Below are 20565 nucleotides of genomic sequence, written 5' to 3'. Positions count from 1 at the left end.
GGCTATACTAATAAGAAATATTTGCTACAATATTTTTAACCGTGGGAGAAGTGTTTCCTCCTTGTGGTTCAACCGTTATATAGCCTATGGCATTTTCGGCATAGGGAAGAGCCAAGAGTTTATCCTTATCGTCAAATTGTTTGATAACGCCTAAATTGACTAATTCTCCATTCACTTCCGCCCACATTTGGAAACATTTGTCTTCTGGAAGGTTGGGAACATTTCTAACGTTTATATAAGACAGTTTTTTAACTGGATTGATATAGGCCACAGCCTTAAGTGCTTTACCTTCCCTTTTTCCATTTAGGGCATACTTTTTAGTGGAAGGATTGTTTAACACGATAAACTGGTTTCTCATATCCTCCAATTGATTCTGCATGTTTTCCTGCAAATATTTGATTTGGTTGGTGACCAAAGTGTTTTCTTGTTGCAAGTTTTTGTTTTGGTTCCATAGAAAGTATGAGGACCCAGCGAAAACCATTATAGCTACAGAAGCAGCAACAGCATAACGGTAAAATCTATTTTTAACGGCCTTTTCTTTCTTGGCACTGTGTAGAATAATTTCCTTGAGACCATCTGGAGTTTTTCTAGCATACATTTTGGCGAAAGCTTCCAAGTTGTCCTGTAATTGGTCGTAGGTTTTCTTTACCTCCGGATACATGGTGATATAACGTTCTGCCTTAAGGGTTTCCTCTTTGGTAGTATCCCCCAAAAGGTATTTTTCCAGTATATCAGAATCTAAAAAATGTTGTACTTTTTCTTTCATGACAATAAGATTATCAAAAGGAGTTGCGTGATATTTGCACCATAAATCTTACCTAATTCCCTTAGTCCAATTTTAAGTCTTGACTTAACTGTGCCTAGTGGAATATCCAATTCTTCACTGGCTTCTTGTTGTGTCATTCCCTGAAAAAATAGGGCTTCCAAGACAATTTTATATTTGGATTCTATTTTGTCAAGATTCTCTTGGACATCCATGAATTCGGGGCGAATGCCACTGACTCCTAGATTATATACGTCTGAAACGTCGATTTGGACTTCTTTGTCAGATTTATTGTTGATGCTTCGAAGTTTGTCAATAGCTGTATTTCGGGTAATTCGGAAGAGCCAAGTAAAAAGTTTTGCCTTTGATGCATCGTAAGAATCGGCTTTTTTCCAGATTTTTATGAAACTTTCCTGCAACACATCTTGAGCCAGTTCCTCATCCTTTACAACTTTGTAAGCTACACCGAACAAAGTCTCCCCATAATTGTCATATAATAGGGATATGGCTTTGTCGTCTTTTTCGGCAAGTAGTGAAACAATATGTCTTTCAATCAGTGTACTCATCAAAGGGTGGTTAAGGTAAAATTTCTAGGGGCTAAAATCTAAAATACTGTTTATCTCGTATATACAACAACGTTAAGTAAGAAAAAGGATTATTTGTTGGAATCCTAAAGTTTTGTAAAGCCAGCAATTATTCCTCAAAGCATAAAAATTTTGGTTAGTTTGGTTTGGTATAACCCCTGTTATTGTTTCAATGCAGGGGTTATTTTATGATATTAACTTCAGGATTTATATGGATGTTGAATTTTTGACTCACTGTTTTTTGAACCAACTCTGCCAATTCAAGAATTTCCAACCCTGTTGCGTTTCCGTAATTTACCAATACCAAAGCTTGCTTTTCATGTACCCCAGCGTCACCGTAACGCTCTCCTTTCAATCCGCATTGCTCAATGAGCCAACCCGCAGGGATTTTGTACTGATCTTCGTCGACTTGATATGATGGTAAATCGGGATGATGTTTTTTAAGCTTTTGGTATGTTTTTCTAGAAATTACAGGGTTTTTGAAAAAGCTTCCGCTGTTCCCTATTTCCATGGGGTCGGGTAGTTTGCTTTGCCGGATGGCTATAACCGCATCGGAAATATCTTTAATAGTAGGATACACAACTCCATTTTTCCTAAGCTGGTCTTCAATTGCTCCGTATCCGGTATTCAGCGTATGATTTGTTTTGGACAACTTTAGTGCTACCGAAGTAATAATATATTTTCCCTTTGCTTCGTTTTTGAATATGGAGTCCCGATAACTGAACTCGCACTGATCATTGCTGAAAGCAACCAGTTCACCAGTTCTGATTTCCATTGCGGCACAACTTTCAAACACATCCTTGAGCTCTACTCCATAGGCACCGATATTCTGAATAGGTGCAGTTCCCACATTACCAGGAATCAATGAAAGGTTTTCAAGTCCGCCATATCCTTTGTTAAGACTCCATAATACCAAATCGTGCCAGTTTTCTCCAGCCATCACCTTTATAATGACTTCATCATCATTTTCTTCCAGCACCGTGATGCCCTTAAGGTTGATGTGCATTACCAGTGCATCAATATCTTTGGTGAGCAACATATTACTTCCACCACTCAAAATGAACTTGTCTGGATACGCTTTTAACTCCAATACCTTTTGGAGCTGGGCCAGTCCATTGATTTCAACAAAGGCCTTGGCCTTGACATCTATACCAAAGGTATTGTAGTTCTTAAGCGATATGTTTTCCTGTATATTCACTTAATTACTATACTTTTTTAAAGCTTCACCCAAAATTTGTACCGCTTTTATAAGTAGTGGCTTCTCTAGGACATACGCTATTCTGATTTGATTGGTTCCCAACCCATTTGTAGCATAAAACCCAGCGGCAGGTGCAACCATAACGGTATGTCCATCCATTTCGAATTTTTCAAGCAACCATTGGGCAAAATCATCTGAATTGGAAACGGGAAGTTCAACTACGCAATAAAAGGCACCTTGCGGAATTGCAACGCGAACCCCAGGTAATTTTTGGAGTTCCGAAATAAGAATGTCCCTTCTTTCGGCATATTCATGAATTACGTCGTTAAAATATGACTGGGGAGTTTCCAATGCGGCCTCGCTGGCGATTTGTGCAAAAGTAGGGGGTGACAAACGGGCCTGCGCAAACTTGAGTGCCGTTTGAACCACCGTTTTGTTTTTTGAGACCAAACACCCAATGCGGGCACCACACATGCTGTATCTTTTTGAAACAGAATCCACAATTATGGCATGTTCTTCCAAGCCATCCTCCTGTAAAATGGAATAATGTTCTCTACCATCATAGGTAAATTCCCTATAGACCTCATCCGCGATGAGAAAAAGATTATGTTTTTTGACCAATTCGGCCAGTTGCTTTATCTCTTGCTCACTGTATAGATAACCCGTCGGGTTGCCAGGATTGCAAATTAGAATAGCCTTGGTTTTGGAAGTTATCAGTTTTTCAAAGTCTGAAATTGGGGGTAACGCAAAATTGTCATCAATTTTTGAAACTATAGGAACCACCTTTACACCAAGAGCTGTTGCAAATCCATTATAATTGGCATAGAACGGCTCTGGAATTATAATTTCATCATCAGCATCCATAATGGTACCCATGACAAACGATAGCGCTTCTGAACCTCCAGTGGTAACAATAATCTCATTGGAAGTGACATGAATATCTTTTTTTTCGTAATAAGCAGCTATTTTGGTTCTATACGCTTCAGAGCCTTCCGTCATGCTATAGGCCAACACCTCAATATTATGATTGCGAACAGCATCCAAGGCTATTTTTGGAGTCTTGATATCAGGTTGTCCAATATTCAGATGTATGACTTGTGTGCCTTTTTTTTTGGCCTCTTCGGCGTAGGGAACCAACTTTCGAATAGGTGAGGCAGGCATTTGCCTCCCTTTTTTGGATATTCCTGGCATGCATTAATTTTTAGCAAAAATGGGAAAACCAATAGTCGAAAGCAACTCAATAAGCTTTTATTTGAATCGGAACAGAATGTTAAATTAACAAATATGTCTATGATTATTTTGTATATTTAAAAGAGATAACCCTATAGAAGTAAGCAAATTGAAAAAAAACCTACATTTTTTTGTGATTCTTTTTGTGGCACTTCCTTTTTTGGTTTCGGCACAGAGTTATAGATTGCCAAAAACTCAAAAGTTTCAAAAAGTCAAATTTGAACTGGTCAATAATCTGATTATAATACCCATTGAGGTCAATGGCTCCAATTTGAAATTTGTGCTGGATTCAGGAGTAAGTAGACCAATTTTGTTTAATCTTTCCGATACAGATTCCATACAGATAAATAATGTTTCAGAAGTAACCATAAATGGGCTTGGCGGGGGTGAACCCATAAAAGCACTGAGTTCCATGGGGAATTCCTTTAAACTCGGAAAAGCAAGGAACAATAACCAAGGCCTATATGTGGTGTTGGATAAGGAAATCAACTTTTCCACATCTTTGGGGATACCTGTACATGGAATTTTGGGTTACGATTTGTTTAGGGATTTTGTTGTTGAAATAAATTATGGAACCAATCATATTAAACTTCATAACCCGGATCTCTATAAATATAATTTCAATTCCCGTTCTGAGATAATACCACTCACGATTGAAAATAGAAAAGCTTATGTAGAAGGTACCGTTTTAATGAAAGATGAAGAAAACATCCCTGTCAAGCTATTGGTTGACACAGGAAGTAGCGATGCTCTTTGGCTTTTTCATCAACCTGATAAAGGTTTGGAGATTCCGGAAAAAAACTATGAGGATTATCTAGGAAGGGGGCTAAGCGGGGATATTTTTGGGAAACGGACCAAAGTAAGTGGTATAAAAATTGGAAACTTTGAGCTCAAAGATGCTAAAGCGGCATTTCCATATAGAGAATCTTTTTCATTTGTTAAAAATCTTGCGGACCGCAATGGGAGTGTCGGTGGAGAAATTCTGAAACGATTCAATATTATTTTTGACTATAATACAGGATTTGTAAATCTTAAAAAGAACGCGAACTTTAGGTCCCCCTTTCATTATAATATGTCCGGAATTGCGTTGCAACACAATGGATTGCGTTATATAGCCGAAAGTATTGCAGATCTTAACGGTATAGTGAGAAATGACGATAACACCTTTGGGAATGTTCAAATTCTTTTGGAAAATAAAACCCGATTGAGCCTTGTTCCTGAAATAATTGTTTCGGGGATTCGCGCAGGAAGCCCTGCAGCAGAGGCGGGATTAAAGGAAGGTGATGTTATACTTGCGGTGAATGGAAAAAAAATTCACAATTATAAACTTCAGGAAGTTTTAAAAATGTTGAATGAAAAGGAAGGAAAACGCGTTCGCGTACTTATAGAACGATATAATCGGGACTTGCTCTTTTCCTTTGTTCTAAAAAATGTTTTTGAATAAAAAAAGCCCTTCCATAAAATGGAAAGGCCTTCTTTATTGTATTCTTTATATCTATTTGGCTCCTTCGGCCTTAACAGTTCCTTTTATTTTTAGAACCTTTGTGGGTGTATCCGCATTAGAAGTAACCGTGATGGCCTTTCTAATTGGGCCAACCCTTTTCGTATCATATTTCACCTGAATTTGACCTGTTTTACCTGGTAAAATAGGATCTTCCGGCTTTTTGGGAATAGTACATCCACAACTGGATTTTACATTACTGATTACCAAAGGTGCAGTACCGGTATTGGTAAATTCGAACACTCGAACACCATCACTGCCTTTGTCGATTTCACCATAATCAATGGTCTCGCTCTTAAATTCAATCTTTGCAGTAGCTTCTTGGGCGTAGGTACCTAAAGAAAGAAGCCCAACAAACAACATGAGTACAGATTTTTTCATCATTTCTAGTTTTGGGTGAACTCCAAATGTAAATGTTTTCACACCTGCATCCAAAATTCTTTTGTTATGTAATAACGTTACTTATTTTTGTTTCGTATTTCAGGATTGGCTTTCAGCCGAGGAATTACAATAATTTAATATTGCAAAATGCCTTCCCGACACCAATCCGGGTCAAATTAGACAAAAACTATACCGAAAAATGGAAATTCCATCAAAATATGAGCCCAATAGGGTAGAAGAGCACTGGTACAACTACTGGACAAAGCATGATTTTTTTAGTTCAAAACCCGATGACAGGGAACCTTATACCATAGTCATACCTCCCCCTAATGTCACTGGGGTGCTACATATGGGGCATATGCTCAATAATACCCTTCAAGATGTACTTATCCGTAGAGCACGTTTGTTGGGCAAAAATGCTTGTTGGGTGCCTGGTATGGATCATGCTTCCATAGCCACCGAAGCTAAAGTAGTGGCAAAACTGAAGGATGAAGGTATTGATAAGGCCAATCTGTCTAGGGAAGAATTCCTAAAGCATGCCTGGGATTGGACCAATGAATATGGTGGGGTAATTTTGCAACAGCTTAAAAAATTGGGTTGTTCCTGTGATTGGGACAGAACTAAATTTACCATGGATGACGATATGTCAGCCTCAGTAATCAAGGTTTTTGTGGATTTATACGAAAAAGGCTTGATTTACAGAGGGTACAGAATGGTTAACTGGGATCCAGAAGCCAAAACCACCCTTTCTGATGAGGAGGTTATTTATGAAGAAAGACAGGGTAATCTATACTATTTGGCTTATCAAATTGAAGGTTCGGACGAAAAAGTGACCATCGCAACCACTCGTCCCGAGACTATTTTGGGTGATACTGCCGTCTGCATCAATCCAAATGATGAGAGATACCACCATTTAAGAGGAAAAAAGGTGATTGTGCCTATCTGCAATCGCATCATTCCAATTATTGAAGATGAGTATGTGGATATTGAATTTGGTACTGGTTGTTTAAAAGTAACCCCAGCACACGATGAAAATGACAAAAACCTTGGAGATAAACATAATTTGGAGGTTGTCGACATCTTTAATGAAGATGCGACACTTAATTCCTACGGATTGCACTACCAGGGCAAAGACCGTTTTGTGGTACGAAAAGAAATCTCCAAAGAACTGGAAGAAAAGGGGTTTTTGGTGAAAACAGAGCAGCATACCAACAAAGTTGGTACATCAGAAAGAACCAAAGCTGTGATTGAACCTCGTTTGTCCGATCAATGGTTCCTGAAAATGGAAGGATTGGCAAAACCTGCCATTGATGGGGTATTAAAGACAGATGATATTAAATTATATCCAAAGAAGTTTGAAAACACCTACCGCCATTGGATGGAAAACATCCGGGATTGGAATATTTCCCGTCAGCTGTGGTGGGGACAGCAAATTCCTGCTTACTATTTTGGTGACGGAAAAGATGATTTTGTTGTAGCGGAAACTAGGCAAGAAGCACTGAAGAAGACTCAGTCCAAAAATCCAAAAATCCAAGATTCGGACTTACGTCAGGATTCAGATGTGCTCGATACTTGGTTCTCATCCTGGTTATGGCCCATCAGCGTTTTTGGAGGCATTTTGGAACCGGAAAATGAAGAAATAAATTACTACTACCCAACCAGTGATTTGGTTACCGGACCTGACATTTTGTTTTTCTGGGTAGCTCGTATGATTATCTCTGGATACGAATATCAAGGCAAACGGCCCTTTGAAAATGTGTATTTGACTGGTCTGGTACGAGACAAACAACGTCGAAAAATGTCAAAACAATTGGGCAACTCGCCAGATGCCCTTAAATTAATCGAGGATTTTGGTGCGGATGGTGTTCGTGTGGGACTCCTATTGAGTTCCGCGGCTGGAAATGATTTGATGTTCGACGAAGCACTTTGTCAACAAGGGAAAAACTTTGCCAATAAAATATGGAATGCTTTTCGATTGGTAAAAGGCTGGGAAGTTGCCGATTTGCCTCAACCTGAATCAGCAAAGATTGGAATTGACTGGTATACGGCGAAATTCAATCAAACATTGGCCGAAATTGAAGATCATTTCTCCAAATACCGAATTTCGGACGCGTTAATGGCTATCTACAAACTGGTTTGGGATGATTTCTGTTCTTGGTTGTTGGAAATTGTAAAACCTGCCTACCAAAAACCAATTGATCAGACCACATTTGATGCGGTTATCCACTTGTTTGAACAAAATCTAAAGATTTTACATCCCTTCATGCCCTTTTTATCGGAAGAAGTGTGGCAACACATAGCGGAGCGTACCCCCGAGCAAGCATTGATAGTGTCAAGTTGGCCTAAGCAAGAGGAGACAAATGTTTCCTTGATTTCTGGTTTTGATTTTGCATCCGAAGTAATTTCGGGGATTCGAACCATACGAAAGGAAAAAAACATCCCTCAAAGAGAAGCACTGGAACTTTTCGTTTTAAATAGCGAAAAGATGAGTAACGGTATGGATGCTATTATTACCAAACTGGGTAATCTTTCAAATATTGAAATGGTAGAAGCTCCTTTGGATGGCGCATTGAGCTTTAGGGTAAAGAGCAACGAATATTTTATTCCAATGAGCGGTGCCATTGATGTTGAAGCGGAGATCAAGAAGATTACCGAGGAATTGAACTATACCCGAGGCTTTCTGCAATCTGTGCAAAAGAAGTTGAGCAACGAGCGCTTTGTGAACAACGCCCCTGAAAAGGTGGTAGCCATTGAAAAGAAGAAAGCCGCTGATGCTGAAGCTAAAATTGAGACCTTGGAAAAAAGCTTGGCAAGCTTGGATGACTCCTAAATGTTGATTTTGTGAGAAAATGTATTTGGTGCAGTAGATCTAATCCACAAGTCTCTTTTGATAAAAGAGCTCATACATTTCCTAAATCACTTGGTGGGAAAAATTTCTGTGAAAATGTTTGTGATGACTGTAATCACTATTTTGGGTCACCTAAGCCATTGTCTCCTTCTGTAGAATTGGTTTTGAAGGAGATTTTGAATATTTCAAAGTATTTATTGTTAACGGACACAAGTAAACTTCCTAAAGGGAAAAGATATAAATCCGAGTTTTTTAAAATTGATTGGAAAAGAAGAAAGATAACCGCAAAGCCAAAATACAAACTGCGTAGAGGGTTTCAGGAGAAGCTGGGTAGGCTTTTTAGAAGAGGTATATACAAAGTGTATTTGGAAGAAAGGGAAAGAATAAAAAAAGATTCACATCAGGAACGGTTCAATTTTATCCGTGAATTTGCAAGATATGACCTCTCTGATTATCCTGTATATATTTTTAAACCAAAGTTTGGGGCGGTACTTTCTTCTGATGAATTGTTGCTAAATCCAGAAATAAGTTTTGCGGAGAGAAAAGAAGAGGAAGAAAAGAATTTTGGAGCTCACGTTGAATTTCTTATGGGACATGTCTTTTGTATTCCTGTAATTAGGAATTTTGAGAATTCCAGCTTGGAAAGATACCAGTATTATCTTAGGTCAACAAATCATCCCTTCGGAGTTGAACTGATTCCTATTCGTAAAGCTAACGATATTGATTTTACATTTAGTTTTTTAAATAACAGATAGCTCCATGGTTACCGGTTATTTTGATTAAGTAAGCCGGGAATTACCTCCTTCTCCCGCCGGAATACTGCATGGCTTCTCCTTTTCCAAAGCCATAACTAAAGCCAAAGGCAACAAAACGACCTCGCAGACGACGATTATATATCTCGAAATCGGCTTGGGCAATCTGGTTTTCGCTTATTCTGGAGGCGAAGACATCACGTACACTCAAATTTAAAATGGCTTTACCTTTCATGAGCTTTTTGCGTAGTCCTAGATCCATAAAAAGATTGTCGTTGGTTTCGCCCTGCACGGTTTGATAGCTCGACCGATAGTTTCCGGTAGCTTCAAGATCAATATCTGCAGGAAACTTCACTTTACCCATAAGCTTTGATGACCATCTATCCGCATTAAAATCAAACACGGTATTTTCAAAGGTACCCTCCCTTGTAAACTGATTGTAGTTAAAGTCAGCGTTGAATGTCAACCACTTAGCTGGACTGTATTTGGTATTGAATTCAATCCCAGTGGTTTTATTGGTTCCAATGTTCTCTGGTCTTGAAGTGCTTACATTGTTTTCAAAAGTGGCGACACGCTCAATAATATCTGTTGTATAGCGATAATATACCCCAAGATTAACAGCTGTTTTCCCTATAAAGAAAATGGAGGTAAGCTCATAAGAATCGGTAAACTCTGGTAGAAGCTCTGGGTTTCCTTGTCGGATACTAAAATTGTTCCGAATATTGAAAAAAGGATTCAAGTCCCACATTCTAGGTCTGTAAATACGCTTGGAATATCCCGCTTGTAATGAAACTTTTTCTGAAAATTTATAAGACGTATGAAAACTGGGGAATAGGTTATTATAGTCCTGTGAATTGTCTTCTCCGGTATTTATTAAAAAAGTGGTCAAGTTGGTCTGCTCCAAGCGTAGACCACCCTTTACTCCCCATTTCTTGCCTTCATATGCTCCTGTGGTATATACCCCCAATACTTTTTGGTCGTATTCGAATATATTGGTAAGTCCTGGATCTACCTGAAAAGCACCATTGATTAAATTCTGGACTTCATAATCGTTGCTTACATCGTTAAGAACATATTGTGCCCCGGTTTCCCAAGTCAACTCGTCTGTGAAAGGCTTTGTGTAATCCAATTTAAAGGTAAATACGGCCTCTTTAAAATCAGTTCGGGTAAGTTGCATATCATCATTATCGGTACCCGAAATGGTAGTGTCCGTGAATTCTGAAGATTGGTCTTTGCCAAAAAAGTTTCCCAATGCGCTAAACAGTAGTGTATGGTCCTCATTACCTTGGAAATCCTTTTTATACTGCAATTCATACTGAAACTTTGGGTTGGTTGCTTCTGTTGTCTCATTCCTTTCCCATTCTGCGGTAGTTACATCAGCACCATTTATCGAAGCAAAATTGGTCGTAGAAGGTTGGTCTTCAATTTCGAGGGCAAAATTCCCGGATAGGGTTAATACGCTGGTCGGATTAAAATAGTAATCCGTACCCAAAACAAAATTGTAATAAGCTTCATTTCGGAATTCCTCACCGTTGGACAGTATAGTTGTATTATTGATCAAATCCGTATTTCTACTCTCCAAATCGTTGGGAAGTTCTCGATACCCAGCACCGAGCTGCGTAAAAAGATTGAATTTTTCCGTCCTCCTGTTCAAGCTAATGCCCACGCTATGGCTATCTGGAGCACCAGTGTTGACGGAAACCGAACCATTTAAACCTTTGCGTTCCTCTTTTTTGATGACAATGTTGATGATGCCAGAAGTACCTTCTGCATCATACTTGGCAGAAGGATTGGTAATTACCTCTACACGGTCTATCATATCGGCAGTAATGGTGCCTAAAGCATTACTTTCATCACTCGCGATTATAGAAGGCTTTCCATTGATGAGTACTTGTACACCCTGGCTTCCCCTTAAACTGATTTGCCCTTCTATATTTACATTTACCGAAGGAACGTTATTTAAAACTTCCAAAGCGCTAGCTCCGGTACTGCTCAAATCTTTGCCCACGTTGAAAACTCGTTTATCTAGTTTGAAGACGGTTTTGGAGACTTCACCTTCAACAACAACTTCTTCTAGCTGTTGAGCATCTTCGGAAATCGCTATGACGCCCAAATCTATTTTTGAGTTTTGGGTTGTTGGAGGCTCAATTCGAGTTTTTTCAAAACCGATAAAACTGACTTCAATATAGTAGTTGGAAGCATCTGTTTTAAGTGAAAACGACCCATCTTCTAATGTGGTCGTTCCTACTATTGCCGTTTTTGTATTGTTATCGGCTGCCATTACCGTTGCATAAGCCACTGGTTCTCCTGTTGCTTTATCTACCACTTTTCCGCTAAACTCAACGGATTTTTCTTGGGCTTCTATACTCCAAAACGTTGATACAAGTGCTAGAGCAAACAAAAAATGGCTTTTGAACCTTGTTGTGAATGTCATGTTATATTGGTTTCTTTTTCAAAGGTGGCACTGAATTCGGAAATAGGTGAAGTAATTTCTGTGAACAACGTCCATTGAGTTGTAATCGACAGAGATTAAGAAAATTTAACAATTTGTAGTTCAAGGCTTCAAAATGGTTGTTGGCGGTATAAGTTTTCTTTCCTTATCTTATGTCTGATAGCTTTGCTTGCGTAAAAACTAAGAATTTGATTTCCCGAAAAGAGCTTGTTTTTCAAATCGTGTTGCATATACTGGTCTTTGTTTTCTATTCCTTTGACCGGAGAAATCCCCATATTGATTTTTACGAGGTGGCTTCTTTTGCAACCTTTACCCTGGCAGCCATTATCATTGGATATTATTTAATGCCCAATTTCTTATATAAAGGCAAGCAAATAAAGTTTTTTGGAGGTGTTTTACTGATTGTTTTGGGATTGATTCTTATGGAAGAACTTGTTCTGGAACAGATATTCTTTCCAGGAACAAAAAGAGCACAGGATTTTCCAGGAGTGTATTATACTTTGGTTGGTATTGTTCCGGTGCTGGCAATATTGTCGGGGTTCAAATTTGGCTGGGATGCCCTACAAAAACAAAAGCAGATAGATGCATTGCAAAGTGCTGTACAAGAAAGTGAACTTCAATTTTTGCGCTCGCAGATCAATCCCCATTTTTTATTCAACAATCTGAACAATCTGTATTCGTATGCTTTGGAAAATTCTCCCAAGACGCCAGAGATTATATTGGAAATGAGCGGGGTACTTCGTTACATGCTCTATGAATGCAAAGAAAATTTTGTTCCTTTAAAAAAGGAAATCGAACAGTTGGGCAACTTTATCAAGCTGTACAAACTTCAGATTGAAGAAAGAGGAAATGTGCAATTCAAAACACATCAAATAAAATCAGGATATAAAATTGCTCCACTGATTTTGATTGTTTTTATTGAAAACGCGTTCAAGCATAGTCAATCTGGCCAATCCTCAGATATTGAAATTGATATAGAAGTGGCGCAACATGGCAACCAACTGCAGTTCAGTTGTAAAAATAACTTTGCGCCTGTGACAGGAATGAGCACAGTAGCTAAAGGCATAGGATTAAAAAATGTCAAAAAACGTTTACAGCTCCTGTATCCTGATAAGCATCAACTTGGAATAGAGCAAGACCAAAACCAGTTTTTGGTTTCTTTGTCATTGGAACTGGAAAAATCGTAGAGTCATGAAATGCATCATCATTGAAGACCAACCACCTGCGCAACGCATCTTAAAAAAGTTTATAGAAGATGTAAACACTTTGGAATTGGCCGGAATCTTTTCTGATGCGTTGCAGGCAATGGAATTAATCAAGTCTGAACAGGTCGATTTATTGTTCTTGGACATACATTTGCCCAAAGTTTCTGGAATCGATTTTTTAAAAAGCTTACCCAATTCTCCCCATGTTATTTTAACAACCGCTTTTTCTGAATATGCTTTGGAAAGTTATGACCTTAATGTGATTGATTACTTGCTTAAACCTTTCTCTTTCCAGCGATTTTTAAAGGCCGTTGCCAAGGTGCCCTCCAATACTTTACAAGGGGGGGACAATGCCCATATGGAATGGGAGAACCCGCGTAGGTTCATATATGTTAAATCAGGACACGAACACATCAAGGTAGATTTGGATCTAATAGAACATATTGATTCAGATTCGGATTATACGGAGATTGTGACCCCTGAAAAAAAATACCTTTCGCACGAACCGCTAAGATTTTGGTTAGAAACATTGCCCGAAAAACAATTTAAAAGGTTGCATAAATCCCATATCGTTAATGTTGACAGAATCTCGAAGTTGGTCGGAAACCTCGTTTACCTTTCTGGAGGAGGAAAAATTCCCATAGGAAGGGCCTACAAAGAAGCTTTTTTGAAAGAAATCCTTAAATAAGGAAGGGTGGGATGAATGACAATTGTATTTTAGTGATATGTCCAATCCCAAAACACGAAATATTTCAGTCACCGGAAGCATTGGGTTTTCGGATTTAAAAGTTTCGGAACCATCCGATTACGCCGCGGGCATTCCTGGAATAAAAGCTGCGTTGGAGCATGTAAGGAAAGAATCAGGCTTATTTCGTTCGTTGAAGACCCTTTCTCAGATGAATCAAAAAGAAGGTTTTGACTGCCCAGGTTGTGCTTGGCCTGACCCCGAAACGCCTTCCAAATTGGGGGAATATTGTGAAAATGGGGCAAAAGCCATTGCTGAAGAGGCCACTTTTGACCGCGTAGACCGAGCTTTTTTTGAGAAATACTCCGTAGAGGAAATATCCACTTGGACAGATTACCAAATTGGAAAAAGTGGTAGAATTACTGAACCCTTTGTACTCTATCCAGGCTCAGTGCATTATGAACCAATTTCGTGGTCAGACGCCTTTAGTATGGTCGCAAAACATTTGCACACTTTGGATTCGCCAGATGAGGCTATTTTTTACACATCGGGACGTTCTAGTAACGAAGCAGCCTTTTTATACGGTTTGTTCGTACGGGCTTTTGGGACCAACAATATGCCCGATTGTTCTAATATGTGTCATGAATCCAGTGGAGTTGCTTTAACGGAAACCTTGGGTATCGGTAAGGGTTCCGTTGTTTTGGAAGATTTGTACGAGGCTGAGGTAGTTATGGTCATTGGTCAAAACCCAGGGACGAATCACCCAAGAATGTTGTCTGCTTTGCAAAAGTGCAAAGAAAACGGTGGTCAAATAATCACTATCAATCCACTTTTGGAAAGTGGCCTTAACCGTTTCAAAAACCCACAACAAATTGACGGAATCTTAGGAAAAGGCACACAACTGACCGATATTTTTCTTCAGGTAAAGATTAATCAAGACGTCTCTCTCCTTAAACTGATAATGAAACGATTGGTGGAGCGAGAAAAAAAGGGTGAACCTGTTTTCGACCGTGACTTTATTAAAGATAAGACCAACGGCTTTCAGGAACTCCTGAATGATTTGGAAAAATATGGCGAAAACCATCTGTTAGAATTGTGTGGAGTGGATTCCTCACAGGTTGATTTGGCCGTTGACTTGTTGGCCAAGAAATCAAAAATTATCATTTGCTGGGCTATGGGGCTCACGCAACATAAAAACGGAGTCGATAACATCAAGGAATGTGTGAATTTATTACTTGCCAAGGGAAGTATTGGAAAAAAAGGAGCTGGAACCTGCCCGGTTCGTGGACATAGCAATGTACAGGGAGATAGAAGTGTTGGGATAATGCATCATGTTTCTGAACCATTGAATAAAGCCCTAAAAGACATATTTGATTTTGACCCGCCGGATAAAGAGGGATTGGATACGGTAAATGCTATTCAAGCAATGCATCAACATAAGGCCAAGGTATTTATTGCTCTTGGTGGAAACTTTGTTTCTGCCGCATCCGACACCAGATATACCGCTAAAGCCCTGCAAAATTGTGATTTAACGGTTTCAGTGAGCACAAAATTAAATCGCACCCATCTCACTGCTGGTAAAACAGCGTTGATATTGCCTACTTTGGGAAGAACGGAGCAAGACAAAGAACGTTTTGTGACTGTGGAAAATAGCATGGGCAAGGTGCATCAGAGCAGGGGGCGGTTAAAACCGATAAGCAATAAACTTAGAAGTGAACCCGAAATCGTTGCTGAAATAGCACAAGCATATTTTGGGGAAGACTCCAAGATTAATTGGATGGTTTTGGGTATGGATTACGGTTTAATCAGGGAGAAGATTTCCGAAGTATTAAACGGATATGAAGATTATTCCAAACGTTCCAAAGGAGCTGGATTTTATCTACCCAATAATGCAAGGGAGGCAGATTTTTCGAAGTTGCCTGATGGTAAAGCACAGTTTTCCATTTGCAGATTGCCCGAACATGATTTGAAAGACGACGAATTTTTATTGATGACGGTCCGAAGTCATGATCAATTCAACACCACTATTTATGGTATGAATGATCGTTATCGGGGAATTTATGGGGAACGTAGGGTAGTTTTTATGAATCCGTATGATATGGAAGAAAAAGGAATTAAACCAAGGCAAACCGTGGATCTGATCAGTAACTACTCAACTACAGAGCGTAAGGCTGAGAATTTTAAAGTAATACCGTACAACATTCCTTCAAAAAACCTTTGTGCTTATTTTCCGGAGACCAATGTGCTTGTTCCTATTGATCTGTATGCAGATAAGAGCAATACACCGGCTAGCAAATCTATAGTTGTCAAAATTGAGATAAAACACAAATAGCACTTGTTATGAACTATTGTTCTGAGGAAGATGTTTTCACCTAAAAATGAAGTCAAGATTTTCCACTGAGTAGGTTTTGCTTTCGTGATGGGAATATATTTAACAAATAAGATGAAGCTGGTACTGCATTTTTTTATACTTTGCATACATTAATGTTATCGTTAACACTAAATCACAATAGCCGACATGGACAATATCAATCGACGTAATTTTCTTAAGAAAACTTCATTATCAGCTGCCGCCGTTTCCGTAATACCTAGTTATTTGCAGGCCGAGACGGAAAGACCTTCCCAATCCAAATACATGGGTGATTTTGCTGCTCCGAAACTGGAAAAGGTAAGAGCTGCATTCATTGGTGTAGGCGCAAGAGGTGGAGGCCACGTACGTTTTTTTGCGGCACTTCCCAATACGGAAGTAGTTGCTATATGTGATTTGTACGAAGATTTGGTAAAGCAAAAAGTGGGCTGGGTAAAAGAGGTTTCCAAGTCCAACAGACATAAAAATATTGCAGAATATTGGGGTGATGAGGACAAATGGAAAGTAATGTTGAAAGAGGTAAAGCCAGATGTTGTTTTTATTGCCACAAATTGGATTAATCACGCTCCAATGGCTATTGAATCTATGAAGCATGGTGCGCATGCCTTTGTAGAAGTGCCTATTGCCGTGACAGTTCAAGAAATGTGGGATATTGTAGATACTAGTGAAAGTACGCAAAAGCACTGCATGATGCTTGAAAATGTAAATTATAATCGTGATGAGCTGATGTTTCTGAATATGTGCCGACAAGGAGTGATTGGCGAAGTTTTACATGGCGAAGCGGCTTATATCCACGAGCTACGAGGACAGATGAATGAACAAAAGAGAGGTACGGGTTCATGGCGTACCTATCATTATGCACATAGAAATGGGAATTTGTATCCAACCCATGGTTTGGGACCAGTTGCCCAATACATGAATTTGGGTAGGGGAGAAGATAACTTTCAAAGTTTGGTGTCTTTCTCGACTCCGGCTAGAGGAAGAGCAGCATATGCCAAAAAGAATTATCCAAGTGACCACAAATGGAACAAATTGGATTATAAAGGGGGAGATTTAAACACCAGTATCATTAAAACTAATCTGGGAAGAACGGTTATGGTGCAATGGGACGAAACAAGCCCAAGACCCTATTCTCGACTGAATTTGATTCAAGGTACCAAAGGAACCTTGGCTGGATTCCCTACAAGAGTTGCGTTGGAAGGTGGAGTGGAAGGTCTTACAAAAGACCATCATTCTTGGGTACAGGGAGAACAACTTCAAGCCCTTTATGAAAAATATGACCATCCATTGTACAAAAGACTGAATGAAGCGGCCAAAGGCAGTGGACACGGTGGAATGGATGGTATTATGATCTATCGAGTGGTCGAATGTCTACAAAAAGGACTTCCTCTAGACCAAAATGTTTACGAAGGCTGTTTTTGGAGTGCTGTAGCTCCACTTAGTGAGCGTTCTGTGGCAAGTGGTGGAGCTCCACAACCTTTCCCAGACTTTACACGCGGAAATTGGAAAGACACTGATCCATTGGCCATTGTAGAATAAAAAGTTTGTAGGGTTTAGAAAATTTACACTAAATTAACCTCCAATCTCGCTCTGTTAAACTAAAATTTGTGAGATATGGAGACCTACGCTACAGCTTTATTATATGCCATTCCTTTCTTTGTTGTTTTAGTGCTTTTTGAAGTGCTGTACGGGCATTTTGTCAAAAGTCAAAAACACAATGTGATGGATACCGTAAGTAGTTTGAGCTCAGGCCTTACCAATATTATCAAGGATTCATTGGGATTGGCCGTAGTATTGATTACCTATCCGTATTTGGTCGAGCATCTTGCCTTAATACAGGTTGAGGCTACTTGGGCAGTTTGGTTAATTGCATTCATTGCTATTGATTTTGCCGGTTATTGGAATCATAGACTGAGTCATCATATCAATATTTTTTGGAACCAGCACGTGATTCATCATAGTAGTGAGGAGTTTAACTTGGCCTGTGCCCTGCGGCAATCTATCTCAAACGTGGTTGGGTATTTTCCTATTTTATTGATTCCAGCAGCTATTCTTGGCATTCCAAATGAAGTGATTGCAATTTTGGCACCGGTTCATTTGTTTGCCCAATTTTGGTACCATACCCAGCATATTGGTAAAATGGGATGGTTGGAATATATTATTGTTACTCCCTCTCAACATAGAGTGCACCACGCAATCAACCCAGAATACATTGACAAAAATTTAGGACAAATACTTTGTATTTGGGATCGTTGGTTCGGGACCTTTCAAGAAGAGTTGAATAATGTTCCACCACAATATGGAGTTTTGAAACCAGCGGCCACATGGAATCCGATTTTAATCAACTTTCAGCATTTTTGGAGATTGTGTCTCGACGCGTGGAGAACAAAAAGTTGGTGGGATAAACTACGAATTTGGTTTATGCCCACAGGATGGCGTCCAGAAGATGTAAAATTGAATTATCCAATTTCCAAGATTGAAGATGTTTATAACTTTACCAAGTATAAGCCGGAAGCCTCATTGAACTTAAAGGCATATGCCATATTCCAGTTATTGGCCAATACCGCGTTATTGTTGTTTATGTTTTACAACTATTCCGAAATAGGATTTGGAAACTTGCTTGTTTTTGGAGGTTTTGTTTTTCTAGGGATTTATGGCTATACGAGCCTAATGGATAGAAAAACTTATGCAGTTTGGGTTGAAGTTGTAAGAAGCATTGCTGGACTTACTTTGATTTTTAGTACAGGAAATTGGTTTGGAATAGACGCTTTTCTATCGGTTGGAAGTTATTTGGTAGCCATATATTTCATCATTACCATCGTTGGGGCAGTGTATTTTACGTTCATTGAAAAAAAACGTATCCAACCAAGTTTGACGGTTTAGGTTTTTCTAATCTTCGCATTGACCAACTCAATATAACTTCTCATTGCCTCTTCCACGCTTATATTTTGTGCTTGAATCAACGCGTTTGCCTTAAAGGCATTGATTAGAGGGGTCTTACTACCGGGATTATCATAATTTTTGTTGGCTATTTTGAAATAAGCATAGAGTTTGAGCAAAAGGTCCGCGGGTAAGGGTTTGGTATAGTCGTTCATAAAAACAACCGCTTCCTTGAACTGTGTATTTAATTCCTCATCAATCATCTTTTTCCCTAATAGATGCGATACAGGTTCTTGCACCAACTACCTTTTGACCTAGCTTCACCGCAATATTGCAATCTAAAGGTAAGAATAGATCTACTCTTGAACCGAATTTGATAAACCCTGCATCTTGACCTTGGGTCACTTGTTCTCCTTCTTCAGCATAATTTACAATACGTCGGGCCAAAGCGCCTGCAATCTGTCTATATCCAATTTCCCCAAACTTTGGAGTATGTAAAACCACGGTTGTGCGCTCGTTTTCCGTGCTGGATTTGGGATGCCAAGCCACAAGATATTTACCTGGATGGTATTTGGAGAAGGTCACTGTACCACTTGCTGCATAACGCGTGACATGCACATTTATAGGAGACATGAATATTGAGACTTGTTTTCGCTTGTCTTTAAAGTATTCAGGTTCTTCAACCTCCTCGATGACCACAACTTTTCCATCGACAGGAGCCAGAATTTCATCAAAGTTAGGAGTTACCGGTCTTCTGGGGTTTCTGAAAAATTGTAGAATCAGTATTAAAAAGACTAAAGTCACTACTTGAATAGTTATGCGAACCCATTCAACATCAACATAAAATTGTGAAGAAAGGATAACAGCGACCACTACAAAAAAAGTGATAATAATTATTTTTTGGCCTTCTCTATGAAACATAAGAAAATATATTAAGTACTAAATAGGCAAACGGTGCAGCGAATACTAAACTGTCAAGACGGTCCCAAATTCCCCCATGGCCTGGTAAAATTGCACCGCTATCCTTAACTCCGGCAATGCGTTTAAATTTTGATTCGAGCAAATCACCCAAACTTCCTGCAACAACAATCACAGAGGCTAGGGTCATCCATTCCCAAAGGGTCAGGTTTGTTTCGTACATCGCCAAAATATAGGCTGCTATAAGTGCAAAAATAAGACCTCCAACAGAACCTTCAATGGTTTTTTTAGGAGAAACTGAAGGAAATAACTTTGTTCTGCCCAATGTTCTTCCGACCAGATACGCAAAAGTGTCATTTACCCAGATCAAAATGAAAATCCCCATAATCAAAAATTGGGCAAAATCGTTTTGTTTATACGGAATCATGGTCAAAAAAATACACCCTCCACCTATGTAAAAGACGGCAATGATGAATTTCTGAAGCTTAGTAAAATACTTTTCTTTTTTCGAAAACAGAAATACCAACAGGGCAAGGTCAACAGTTATGGTCAAGAGCATAAGAATAGTGATCAAAACACTATCTTGAATTAGATAAATAAACACCCACCAAAGAGCCAAATAGGCAACAAAGATGTAATAGTGTTTGAGACGGACTATTTTTTTGAACTCATATAAACAGGCCAATCCGAATACCATAAAAAGAAAATCAAAGGCATCGGAACTTAAAAAAACAGTGCCCAATAACAGCACCACGTAAATTACCCCCGTAATGGAGCGCCTTAGAATTTCTCTCATTTAA

17 protein-coding genes are annotated in these 20565 nt (G+C 39.1%); 8 read left to right on the top strand and 9 right to left on the bottom strand.

The annotated features are described in order from the left end of the window. Positions 1 to 7: 7 nt before the first annotated feature. The 4 genes from E4661_RS08150 to E4661_RS08135 form a co-directional block, all read right to left on the bottom strand. The gene (locus E4661_RS08150) at positions 8 to 766 is read right to left on the bottom strand and encodes an anti-sigma factor (RefSeq protein WP_136466339.1); all 759 of its coding nucleotides are present in this window, start codon (positions 764 to 766) and stop codon (positions 8 to 10) included. Next, the gene (locus tag E4661_RS08145; RefSeq protein ID WP_136466338.1) at positions 763 to 1329 is read right to left on the bottom strand and encodes an RNA polymerase sigma factor; all 567 of its coding nucleotides are present in this window, start codon (positions 1327 to 1329) and stop codon (positions 763 to 765) included. The genes E4661_RS08150 and E4661_RS08145 overlap by 4 nt, the downstream gene beginning before the upstream one ends. A 199-nt stretch (positions 1330 to 1528) precedes the next feature. Beyond that, positions 1529 to 2545, bottom strand: coding sequence for a UDP-N-acetylmuramate dehydrogenase (gene murB, locus E4661_RS08140; protein WP_136466337.1), 1017 nt, complete (start codon positions 2543 to 2545; stop codon positions 1529 to 1531). After that, positions 2546 to 3736, bottom strand: coding sequence for a pyridoxal phosphate-dependent aminotransferase (locus E4661_RS08135; protein ID WP_136466336.1), 1191 nt, complete (start codon positions 3734 to 3736; stop codon positions 2546 to 2548). A gap of 148 nt (positions 3737 to 3884) precedes the next feature. Between E4661_RS08135 and E4661_RS08130 the strand changes: the two genes are divergently transcribed. After that, positions 3885 to 5219, top strand: coding sequence for an aspartyl protease family protein (locus E4661_RS08130; protein WP_240751431.1), 1335 nt, complete (start codon positions 3885 to 3887; stop codon positions 5217 to 5219). A 51-nt stretch (positions 5220 to 5270) separates the two neighbouring features. Here E4661_RS08130 and E4661_RS08125 read toward each other — a convergent pair whose 3' ends face one another. Continuing rightward, complete coding sequence (locus E4661_RS08125; protein WP_136466335.1) at positions 5271 to 5660, bottom strand: DUF1573 domain-containing protein; 390 nt, start codon at positions 5658 to 5660, stop codon at positions 5271 to 5273. Positions 5661 to 5856: 196 nt separating this feature from the next. Here E4661_RS08125 and E4661_RS08120 point away from each other — a divergent pair, with 196 nt between their 5' ends. Next, positions 5857 to 8487 (top strand): valine--tRNA ligase, encoded by a 2631-nt coding sequence (locus E4661_RS08120; RefSeq protein WP_136466334.1) that lies wholly within the window; start codon positions 5857 to 5859, stop codon positions 8485 to 8487. Between the two features lie 11 nt (positions 8488 to 8498). Next, positions 8499 to 9260, top strand: coding sequence for an HNH endonuclease (locus E4661_RS08115; protein ID WP_136466333.1), 762 nt, complete (start codon positions 8499 to 8501; stop codon positions 9258 to 9260). A gap of 40 nt (positions 9261 to 9300) precedes the next feature. On the opposite strand, the gene E4661_RS08110 is transcribed toward E4661_RS08115, so the two are convergent. Beyond that, positions 9301 to 11691 carry a TonB-dependent receptor gene (locus tag E4661_RS08110; RefSeq protein ID WP_136466332.1) on the bottom strand — a complete coding sequence of 797 codons (2391 nt, stop codon included), beginning with the start codon at positions 11689 to 11691 and terminating at the stop codon, positions 9301 to 9303. Between the two features lie 206 nt (positions 11692 to 11897). Between E4661_RS08110 and E4661_RS08105 the strand changes: the two genes are divergently transcribed. The 5 genes from E4661_RS08105 (at position 11898) to E4661_RS08085 (ending at position 18850) form a co-directional block, all read left to right on the top strand. Beyond that, complete coding sequence (locus tag E4661_RS08105; protein ID WP_240751430.1) at positions 11898 to 12896, top strand: sensor histidine kinase; 999 nt, start codon at positions 11898 to 11900, stop codon at positions 12894 to 12896. Positions 12897 to 12900: 4 nt separating this feature from the next. After that, entirely contained in the window at positions 12901 to 13602 is a 702-nt protein-coding gene (locus E4661_RS08100) for a LytR/AlgR family response regulator transcription factor (RefSeq protein WP_136466330.1), read from the top strand. A 37-nt stretch (positions 13603 to 13639) separates the two neighbouring features. After that, positions 13640 to 15931, top strand: a complete 2292-nt coding sequence (locus E4661_RS08095) for an FdhF/YdeP family oxidoreductase (protein WP_136466329.1) — start codon at positions 13640 to 13642, stop codon at positions 15929 to 15931. A 186-nt stretch (positions 15932 to 16117) separates the two neighbouring features. Then, a complete protein-coding gene (locus tag E4661_RS08090; RefSeq protein WP_136466328.1) occupies positions 16118 to 17506 on the top strand; it encodes a Gfo/Idh/MocA family protein in 1389 nt (462 codons plus the stop codon). A gap of 75 nt (positions 17507 to 17581) precedes the next feature. Next, positions 17582 to 18850: a sterol desaturase family protein gene (locus tag E4661_RS08085; protein WP_136466327.1), complete on the top strand. Its 1269-nt coding sequence runs from the start codon at positions 17582 to 17584 to the stop codon at positions 18848 to 18850. On the opposite strand, the gene E4661_RS08080 is transcribed toward E4661_RS08085, so the two are convergent. From E4661_RS08080 to E4661_RS08070, 3 genes are read right to left on the bottom strand one after another with little or no spacing between them, the layout of a single operon-like run. Beyond that, the gene (locus tag E4661_RS08080) at positions 18847 to 19110 is read right to left on the bottom strand and encodes an acyl-CoA-binding protein (RefSeq protein ID WP_136466462.1); all 264 of its coding nucleotides are present in this window, start codon (positions 19108 to 19110) and stop codon (positions 18847 to 18849) included. The genes E4661_RS08085 and E4661_RS08080 overlap by 4 nt on opposite strands. Further along, positions 19103 to 19768 (bottom strand): phosphatidylserine decarboxylase family protein, encoded by a 666-nt coding sequence (locus E4661_RS08075; RefSeq protein ID WP_136466326.1) that lies wholly within the window; start codon positions 19766 to 19768, stop codon positions 19103 to 19105. The genes E4661_RS08080 and E4661_RS08075 overlap by 8 nt, the downstream gene beginning before the upstream one ends. Further along, a complete protein-coding gene (locus E4661_RS08070) occupies positions 19758 to 20561 on the bottom strand; it encodes a phosphatidate cytidylyltransferase (protein WP_136466325.1) in 804 nt (267 codons plus the stop codon). The genes E4661_RS08075 and E4661_RS08070 overlap by 11 nt, the downstream gene beginning before the upstream one ends. Positions 20562 to 20565: the final 4 nt, after the last annotated feature.

It is taken from the genome of Flagellimonas onchidii (genome assembly GCF_004804315.1).
Taxonomy (GTDB): domain Bacteria; phylum Bacteroidota; class Bacteroidia; order Flavobacteriales; family Flavobacteriaceae; genus Flagellimonas; species Flagellimonas onchidii.
This window is presented reverse-complemented; position numbering and strand designations above follow the sequence as displayed.